4 protein-coding genes are annotated in these 9722 nt (G+C 73.4%); all 4 read left to right on the forward strand.

Going from position 1 to position 9722, the window contains the following annotated elements; genetic code table 11:
- Positions 1–178 precede the first annotated feature (178 nt).
- Positions 179–2518 carry a serine/threonine-protein kinase gene (locus FNH04_RS14780; RefSeq protein ID WP_152784280.1) on the forward strand — a complete coding sequence of 780 codons (2340 nt, stop codon included), beginning with the start codon at positions 179–181 and terminating at the stop codon, positions 2516–2518.
- 162 nt (positions 2519–2680) lie between these two features.
- Entirely contained in the window at positions 2681–5581 is a 2901-nt protein-coding gene (locus FNH04_RS14785; RefSeq protein WP_322723075.1) for a protein kinase, read from the forward strand.
- A gap of 235 nt (positions 5582–5816) precedes the next feature.
- Entirely contained in the window at positions 5817–7466 is a 1650-nt protein-coding gene (locus FNH04_RS14790; RefSeq protein WP_152784284.1) for a serine/threonine-protein kinase, read from the forward strand.
- A gap of 257 nt (positions 7467–7723) precedes the next feature.
- Positions 7724–9487 (forward strand): serine/threonine-protein kinase, encoded by a 1764-nt coding sequence (locus FNH04_RS14795; RefSeq protein WP_152784286.1) that lies wholly within the window; start codon positions 7724–7726, stop codon positions 9485–9487.
- Positions 9488–9722: the final 235 nt, after the last annotated feature.

A 9722-nucleotide genomic window follows, 5' to 3' on the forward strand; every position in this document is an offset into this window, starting at 1 on the left:
GAAGTGGGCTTGGGGGAGTGAGGGTGAGGGGTTGGTGGTGACCGAGGGGAGGTGAGGTGCCTGGTCCGGGTCGCCCCGGGCGGCGGTGGTGCCGCCGCAAGGGACACCCTGGGCGTGGGGCGGTTGTCGGGTGAGGGACAATGGAGGCTCTGTCAGGGCGGGTTGCATGAGGGGACGCATGTCGGAGGCGGAGCGGGGCGGGGCATCCCGTCGGGACGAGAGCGGACGTCTCCTCGCCGGGCGGTACCGGCTGGGAGGGGTCCTCGGCCGCGGCGGCATGGGCACGGTGTGGCGGGCCAAGGACGAGACACTGGGCCGGACGGTCGCCGTGAAGGAGCTGCGGTTCCCGTCGAGCATCGACGAGGACGAGAAGCGGCGGCTGATCACGCGCACGCTGCGTGAGGCCAAGGCGATCGCCCGGATCCGCAACAACGGTGCGGTGACGGTCTTCGACGTGGTCGACGAGGACGACCGGCCATGGATCGTGATGGAGCTCATCGAGGGCAAGTCCCTCGCCGAGGTCATCCGCGAGGACGGGCTCCTCGAACCGAAGCGCGCCGCCGAGGTGGGCCTCGCGATCCTCGACGTACTGCGCGCCGCCCATCGCGAGGGCATCCTGCACCGCGACGTGAAGCCGTCCAACGTGCTGATCTCCAAGGAGGACGGCCGGGTCGTCCTCACCGACTTCGGCATCGCCCAGGTCGAGGGCGACCCGTCCATCACCTCGACCGGCATGCTCGTCGGCGCCCCCTCGTACATCTCGCCGGAGCGGGCACGCGGTCACAAGCCCGGCCCCGCGGCGGACCTCTGGTCGCTCGGCGGCCTGCTGTACGCGGCGGTCGAGGGCGTGCCGCCGTACGACAAGGGCTCGGCCATAGCGACACTGACGGCCGTGATGACCGAGCCGGTCCCCGAGCCGAAGAGCGCGGGGCCGCTGAAGGACGTGATTTACGGGCTGCTCGCCAAGGACCCCCAGCAGCGGCTGGACGAGGCGGGGGCGCGGGCGCTGCTCAACAAGGTCATCCACGCACCCGAACCCAAGCCGGCCGAGCCGGAGCCCATGGACGCCACGCGGGTCGTGGCGTTGCCGCCGGCGCCGGAGGAGCGGTCGGGGAAGGCAGGTTCGGGCGGCTCCGGTTCCGGGACCAAGCCGGGTGAGGTGGCGGAGCGGTGGCGCGGTGCGCTGCGTTCCATGCGGAAGGCCGCGACGGGAGCCGCGGCGGGCACGGCGGCGGCCGGAACCCGGGGCAGGGCCGATGCGGAGGAAGCCTCAGGGGCGGCGACGGCCGGAGCCGAGGCCGCTTCCGAGCGGGGTTCCGGGGCTGGGCCCGAGCGAGGGTCCGGGACCGGTGCCAAGACTGGTTCCGAGCGCGGGGCCGGGCCTGGTTCCGAGCGGGGTTCCGGGGGCCGTTCCGATGCCGGGTCTGACACCGGGGCCGGATCGGGTTCGGAAGCGAGGGCCGGATCGGGCGCCGGAGCCGGTGCCGGGGCCGGGACTGCTGTGGCCGGCAAGGCCGGTAGCCGGTCCGGGTCTGCTGCGTCCGGGTCTGTCGGGTCCGGGTCTGTCGCGTCCGGGGCGGCTGCGACCGGGCAGGCCGGTGGGTCCGGGGGCCAGGCGTCCCGTGGTCAGGCCGCCGGGGCCCATGATGCCGCCACGCAGGTGGCCGGCTCGACTGCCGGTGGCCGGACTTCGGGCTGGCCGGAGGTTCCGCCGCCGGACCTGCCGCCGCGGCCCGTCCCCAGAGCACCGATCACCGATGTGGTGCCGCGGCGGACACTGATCATCATCGCGGTCGCCGTGGCGGTGGTCGTGCTCGGGACCGTGCTCGCGCTGACCTTCGGTGACGACAGCGGGTCGGACTCATCCAGCCGTGACACCAGGTCGGCCGCGTCCAGCGGGGTGTCCGCGAGCAGCAGCACGGACGAGGACTCCGGCACCCGTACGGAGGCCGACAAGACGGAGCCCGCCTCGAGCTCGGGTGCATCGGCGAGCGGTTCGGCGAGCGCGGAGAGCGGTGCGGGCACGTCGAGTGGTTCCGGGAGCGGCGGGAACAGCGGGAGCGGTGGCGGCTCGGGTTCGGACGACATCGCGGAGAAGACGTACAAGAGCACGCAGGGCTTCTCCATAGGGCTGCCGAAGGGGTGGAAGTACCAGTCGACGGATGCCGCGGGCGCCCGGTTCACCGGTCCCGACGGGCAGAAGCTGCTGGTCGCCTGGACGTCCACGCCCCCGAACGACCCGGTGGCGGACTGGAAGAGCCAGGAGCGCTACATGACGCGCTCGCAGTACCAGCGGATCCGCATAGAGGAGGTGGACTTCCGCGACTGGAAGACGGCCGACTGGGAGTTCACCTATGTGGAGGGCGGCACGAAGTACCGGACGATCGACCGGGGCTTCATCGTCAACTCACACCAGGGGCACGCGCTGATGTACACGGCCAAGGCCTCCAAGTGGGGCAGCGAGCTGCGCAAGGACACGTGGCGGACCTTCACGAAGACGTTCAAGCCGAAGTCCTGAGGGGCTGCTGAGGCTCCTTGAGGGGGGCGAGATCTCGAATCCCCTCAATGCGGGTTGCCTCCGGCACGTATCGTGAGTGGTTGCGGACCGTACGCATCCAGCACGGAACCGCACGCGGGACGAACGGATTTGACCGACCGAAGGCCGGCCGGGGGAGGCATCGTGGACGACTATGCGGGGCGGGTGCTCGCCGACCGCTACCGCCTGCCGCTGCCGCCGTCGGACGAGTACGAGCTCGCCGAGACCCGGGCCTTCGACACGTACAGCGGGCAGGAAGTCCTCATACGGCAGGTGCCGTTGCCCGAGGTCGTCGAGGCGGAGGTGCTCGACGCGGACGGGTTGCCCGAGGGGTATGTCGCCCGCGACGGCGGGCCGCGCCGGGCCGCCGGGCGGACCACCCGCCGGCCCACGGACCCGGCCGTGCGCAGGGCGATCGAGGCCGCCCAGGCCGCCGCGCAGATCCCCGACCACCCGCGGCTCGACCAGGTCTTCGACGTGTTCGCCGAGGGCGGGTCGCTGTGGATAGTGAGTGAGCTGGTGTCCGCACGGCCGCTGGCGGCGCTGCTGGCCGACAAGCCGCTGACGCCGTACCGGGCGGCCGAGGTCGCCGCCGACGTGCTCACCGCGCTCCGCGCGCTGCACGCCCACGGCTGGGTGCACCGGAACATCACCGTCCGCACCGTGCTGGTCTGCGACGACGGACGCGTGATGCTCACGGGGCTGGCGTCCGGCGCCGCTGAGGAGGCGCTGTGCGGGTACGACCCGGTGCCGGTGCGTGAGTTCGAGGGCGAGGGAGCGCCCGGCGGGCCGGGTGGGCCTGAGGGGCCGAGTGCGCCTGAGAGGGCGCGGGTTCCCGGTCGGACGGGTATGTCCGTGGACGACGGGCGTGCGGGCGCGTACGGCCGTGGAGACGGTCGCGGGGGCGCTTACGGCGCCGGCCGCCCGGCGGTGGCCGGTGGGCCTGCCGGTTCTGCCGGTCCTGCAGGGCCTGCGGGATCGGCTGGGCCGGTTGGGCCCGGTGGCCGCGTGGAGCCCGGTGGCCGCGTGGAGCCCGGTGGTTCGCGTGCCGTCGAGCTCCGGGGGGCCCAGGGTGGAGCGCCCGGCGCAGGGGCCGCGGATCCCGAGGCCGCACGGCGCGCCGCCATCGAGGCGCGGGCGACCGGGGGTGCGCGGCCGGTCACGGACCCGTCGGGCGGGCAGCGCGCGCTGGAGTCCGGCGATGACGTCCGGGCGGCCAGGGCCGGTGCGATCGCGGCCTACCGGGCCGGTGCGAGGGCCGCGGCACGGGTGACAGAGGAACAGCGGGGCGGCCAGAACACGGGGCTGCCCGCGCAGCTACCGCGGCCCGGAGCGCCGGCCGCCGGCGACGAGGTGACGTCGGCCTCCGGTCAGGAGACGGCGCCGCACATGCCACCCGGGCAGATCGTCGACCCCTACGGCGTGGCACGGCCGAACCCCTGGCACGGAGCACTGCCCCGTACGGGGGCACCCGCGGCCGACGACACCGGCCGGGGCGCTCCCGGCGATGGCGCATACGGCGACGGTGGCTCCGGCGACGGCACGCCCGCGAGCTCTCCGTACGGCAAGGGCTCACCCGCGCCCAGTCCCTACGGCAGCAGCAACGCGCCCGCGCCCAGTCCCTACGGCAGCAGCAACGCGCCCGGGCCCAGCCCCTACGGCCACAGCGCGCCCGTACCCGTCGCAGTCCCCGCAGGTTCCGCAGTCCCCGCAGGCCCTGCGGGCCCCACCGGGCACTGGGACCCCCCGGGCCCCACCGGTGCCTTCCGGCGGGGGCCCACCACCGCACTGGCCGCCGAGCGGGCGCGGCAGGCGCGGATGGCGGTCGTCGGACCCGTCACCGAGCGATGGGCGCCCGAGCAGGCCGGATCGGTGCACGAGAACTGGCAGCTGGCGCCGCCCATCGGTCCGGCGACCGACCTGTGGGCGCTCGGCGCGCTGCTGTTCCGGGCCGTGCAGGGCCACGCGCCCTACCCGGAGGAGAACACCGCCGAGCTGGTGCAGATGGTGTGCTCGGAGCCGCCCGCGTTCGCGGAGGAGTGCGGACCGCTGCGGCCGGTCGTGGAGTCGCTGCTGCGCCAGGACCCCACCGAGCGGCTGGACTTCGAGGAACTGCGTGGCTGGCTGCGCTCGCTGGTGCGCTCGGCGCCGGAGCCCGAAGCCGGTGCGCATGTGATAGCGGCACCACCCGTGGACCCGAGCCGGCTGCCGATCGTGCGGCGCCGGGGCGAGATGGTCCGCAGGCGCCGCGCCGGGCTGCCCGCCCGGCACCGGCGCGCCAAGCAGGAACGCCCGTCCAAGCCGCGCCGGCTCGGCCGGAACCTGCTCCTGGTGATTCTGCTCGCGCTGGCCGCGGCGATCGCGTACGCCATGGTGTTCATGCCGAAGGCCGATACGACCGACACCAGTACGGGCAGCGGTACCGGCAGCGAGCGGACCGGTGCCGCCGGGGGCACCGGCTCCGAGCCGGAGGCCAGCAGTGAGCCGCGGCCGGACCAGACCTCGCCCGCCGACGACGGTGATGGCGATGACGACAAGAGTCCGTCCCAATCGTCCAGTTCGACCCGGGCGCAGAGCAACGATCCGGAGGTCGCCCAGGGATTCACCCTGCGCAAGGACTCCGAGGGCTTCCGGGTCGCCGTCGCCAACGGCTGGGACCGCACCGCCAAGAACGGGCGCGGCCAGGTGGTGTACGCGCACGGGAGCTTCGAGCTCATCGTCGTACCGGGCCGCGACAGTGCGGAGACCTTCGGCAGCGATCCGCTGGAGTACCAGCGGGAGGACGAGCGGGAGCTGCAGCCGTTCCGCGACTCGACCTGGGCCACCTCCAGCGGGATGCGGCTCATCGAGGTCGGCGGACGGCGCATGGCCGAGGGGCAGTTCACCTGGCAGGACTCCCAGGGGCGCGAGATCTACGTACGGAACCTCGCGATTCTGGTCGGCGGGCGGTACCACGTGGTGCAGGTCCGCGGTCCGGAGGCCGAACGCGACGAGGTGACGCGGCTGTACGAGCAGGCGTCGGCGACGTACCAGGTGACGGACTGAGCCGTACCCGTTGACGGACGGAGCCGTACCCGTTGACGGACTGAGCCGTACCAGGTGACGGACTGAGCCGGGGCCGGCGGCCGGCCCTGAATGTCTCTGCCCCGAGTGGTTCCCGTGCGTAACCGAAAGCGAGAACCGTCACAGTGAGGTCTCTGTGGCGCCCCTGCCGTTCCCTGCGCGCAAGCCCCTCTCTACTCTGATGTTGTCAAGACCATTGCGGGGCAACGTGAACCAGATGCAGGGCCTTCTTCTTGCGGGCCGCTACCGGCTTGTCGACACGATCGGCAGCGGCGGCATGGGCCGTGTGTGGCGTGCGCGTGACGAGGTGTTGCACCGGGCGGTCGCGATCAAGGAGCTGACAGCCGCGCTGTATGTCACGGACAGTGACCGGGCCCGGCTCTTCGCCCGGACCGACGCCGAGGCGCGGGCGGCCGCGCGGATCAACCACTCGGCCGTCGTCACCGTGCACGACGTGCTGGACCACGACAGCCGCCCCTGGATCGTGATGGAGCTGGTCGAGGGCGGCTCGCTCGCCGACGCGGTCAAGGAGCGGGGACGCGTCGAGCCGGCGGAGGCGGCGCGGATCGGGCTGTGGGTGCTGCGCGCGCTCAGTGCCGCCCACCAGGCCGGGGTGCTGCACCGCGATGTGAAGCCGGGGAACGTACTGCTCGCCGAGGACGGGCGGGTGCTGCTGACCGACTTCGGGATCGCGCAGGTCGACGGTGACACGACCATCACGAGGACCGGGGAGATCGTCGGTTCGGTCGACTACATCGCACCCGAGCGGGTCCGCGGCCAGGACCCCGGGCCCGCCTCCGACCTGTGGGCGCTCGGGGCCACGCTGTACACGGCGGTGGAGGGGAGGTCGCCGTTCCGGCGCACGACTCCGCTGACCACCATGCAGGCCGTCGTCGAGGAGGAGCCCGTCCAGCCCGTCCACGCCGGTCCCCTGGGGCCGGTGATCACGGCCCTGCTGCGCAAGGATCCCGCCGAGCGGCCCGGCGCGGCGGAGGCGGAGCGGATGTTCGCCGAGGCCGCGGAGGGGCGACAGCCGCACGTGGCGCAGGCGTTCGTGCCGACACAGCGTATGGGCGCCCACCAGGAGGTCCACAGCGGTACGACCGGCCTCGGACCGGAGCACACCGCCACGCCGTACCCTCCGGTGACCGGGCCGACGAGCACCGGTTCCTCGACCTACACCCCGGCCGGCGCCCCCGCAACGCGGCGGTCGAAGCGCCGACTGCGCACCCTGGCCCTCGTGCTGGCCCTGGCCACGATCGTCGGCGGGGGCACGGCGGTGGCGCTGCGGCAGTGGGACGTGTGGCAGGCGAACAGCGCGTCATCGGCGCCCTCGCCCTCGTCCAGCCCCACGCCGACGAACACGGGCACCCCGGCTCCGCGGGGCGGCATTCCCGACGACTGGGTCTCCGTCACCGACCCGCTGGGCTTCAGCCTCTATCTGCCCGAAGGCTGGGAGCGGAGCGTGCACACCGACGAGGGCGACCTCAAGCAGATCGACTACAGCCCCGACAGCGGCAAGCACCTGGTCCGCATCGCGGTGGACAGCTCACCGGACTTCGCCGACCCGTACCGGCACCAGCTCGATCTGGAGGTACAGATCGAAAAGCGGCTGGTCGACTACACCCGGGTGTCCCTGGAGGCCAACGTCTACCGTGACCTCAGGGGCTCCCTGTGGGACTACACATGGACGGCACTGCCGAAGGACACGGACTTCCCGGGGCCGTACCGCGCCATCGAGGAGACGTACATCGCCCGTGACGGTGTCGAGTACGTGATCTACATGGCCGGGCCCGAGAAGGGCTGGGACGCCACGCGCAAGCAGTTCGACGCGGTACTGCGCGGCTGGCAGCCGCCCGAGCGCTAGGGCCTGTCCGGTCACGGGCCGGGCCCCGGCCCGCGCGGCGAGGCGCTCGTACGAAGTCGGCGGTACGAAGTCGGCGGTACGAAGTCGGCGGTACGAAGTCGGCGGTACGAAGTCGGCGGTACGAAGCTGCCGGTCAGGGTCCATACACCCGTACGAAGCCGCCGGTAAGGCGCCCGTACGCCGCGTGTACGTCGCTTGTCGGCCACCCCGTCGCGCGGGCCGGAGCGTCTCCGTCCGGGTGCGGCATGATGGGGCGCATGGGGACCGAGGGGGAGAACTTACGAGTCATAGCGGGCCGTTACCGCCTGGAGTCCACGCTCGGCCGGGGCGGCATGGGGATCGTCTGGCGGGCGACCGACCAGCTCCTCGGCAGGCAGGTGGCGGTCAAGGAACTCGTCCTCGACCCCTCGCTCTCCGCGGAGGAATCCCGGCGGCAGCGCGACCGCACCCTGCGCGAGGCCCGCGCGGTGGCGCAGCTGAGCCATCCGCACATCATCGTCGTCCACGACGTCGTCGAGCATGACGAACGCCCGTACATCGTCATGGAGCTGGTCGACGGAGGCTCGCTCGCGGAGCGCGTCAACGCGGGCGGCCCGGTGGACGCGCGTGAGGCCGCCCGGATCGGCATCGCCCTGCTGGGCGCGCTGCGAAGGGCGCACGACGCCGGGGTCCTGCACCGCGACCTCAAGCCCGCGAACGTCCTCATGGAGGCGGGCACCGACCGCGTCGTCCTCACCGACTTCGGCGTCGCCCGGGTCGCGGGCGCGACCACGCTCACCGAGAGCGGGTCGTTCGTGGGCTCCCCCGAGTACACCGCACCCGAGCGGATGGCCGGGCTCAGGACCGGTCCGAAGTCGGATCTGTGGTCGCTGGGCGCGTTGCTGTGCGCCGTGGTGAGCGGTGAATCGCCGTTCCGGCGCGACTCGCTGGGCGGCATCCTGCACGCGGTCGTCGTCGACGAGATACGTCCGCCCGTGCAGGCCGGGCCGATCCTGCCCGTCGTACGAGGACTGCTCGAGCGGGACCCTGAGCGGAGGCTGGACGCGGCGGAGGCGGAGCGGCTGCTGCGGGCGTACCGGGAGACGGGGCGTACGCCGCAGGTGTCCGCGGGACACACACCGGCGCGAGGGGACGGGCCGGGGTCCTCCGCGTCCCGGGCCCGGGAGCCCGGGGACCCACCGGGGGCCCAGCCCCAGGACACGCCGGAGACACTGCCGAACCCCGCGCCCTTCGGCCTGCTGCGCGGACTGATCCACGGGCTGCCCGCCCGGGAGTCCGGGCAGCCCGTACGGCAGCCGACGCGGGGCGCGCTGGTCGCGGCCGCGCTGGTGGCCGCGATGGCCGGGGCCGGGGTGTCGGCGGCCGCGCTGCTCATGCGGGACGGCGGCGGAGACGACGGAGGCGGTACGCCGTCGAGTTCGGCGCCCCGCACGCCCGGAAGCCCGTCGGCGGGCACGTCCTCGCCCTCGCCCACGGGCACGGCGCACTCGAACACGTCCGGGCCCTCGGCGGCGGCCACGCCCGGAGCGTCCCGCTCCGGTGCGGCCACCGCGCCGACCGTGCCCTCGGGCTACCGGCTCGCGAACGACCCACGGGGGTTCGCGCTGGCCGTACCGGAGGGCTTCACACGCAGACCGCAGGGCGAGCGGGTCTTCTACCTGTCGCCCGGAGAGACGTTCCGCCTCGGCATCAGGATCGCCGCTCCCGAGAAGGGCGGCCCGCTCGCGGTGATGCGGCGCGCCCACGCCGGGGGGCCGTCCGCGCAGCCCGGTTATCGCGACGGCCGCGTCACCTCGACCAGGCACGACGGACGGCCCGCCGCCCTCTGGGAGTTCACCCGGGACGGGTTCACCGCGAGGGAGGGGCCGCGCCACACCTACGACCTGTGCTGGGAACAGGGCGGGCAGTTGTACGACGTGTCGGTGTCGGCGCCGGTCGGGAAGGTCAGCGAGGCGAAGGAGTACTTCGACGTGGCGGTGGACACCTTCGTGTGGACCCGTTCACCCAGAAAAGGGAGATAAGCCGCGACCCGCGTCACGGCTCTGTGACCGGAAAGCGACGAGGGTGGAAGCCGGAGCGCCCGGCGCGGTAGAGATGGACCCATGAGCGACAACGGGGGAGCCCCTCACCGGGCCGACGAGCCCACGAGTTTCGGACTGCAACCGCCGCGCCCGGGTGTGCCGTACCCCGGGAACCCGTACGCGCAGCCGACATCGCCCGCGCCCGCGGGCGTACCCGGTCAGCCCGCCGCAGCCC

The organism is Streptomyces phyllanthi, from assembly GCF_009377205.1.
GTDB lineage: Bacteria > Actinomycetota > Actinomycetes > Streptomycetales > Streptomycetaceae > Streptomyces > Streptomyces phyllanthi.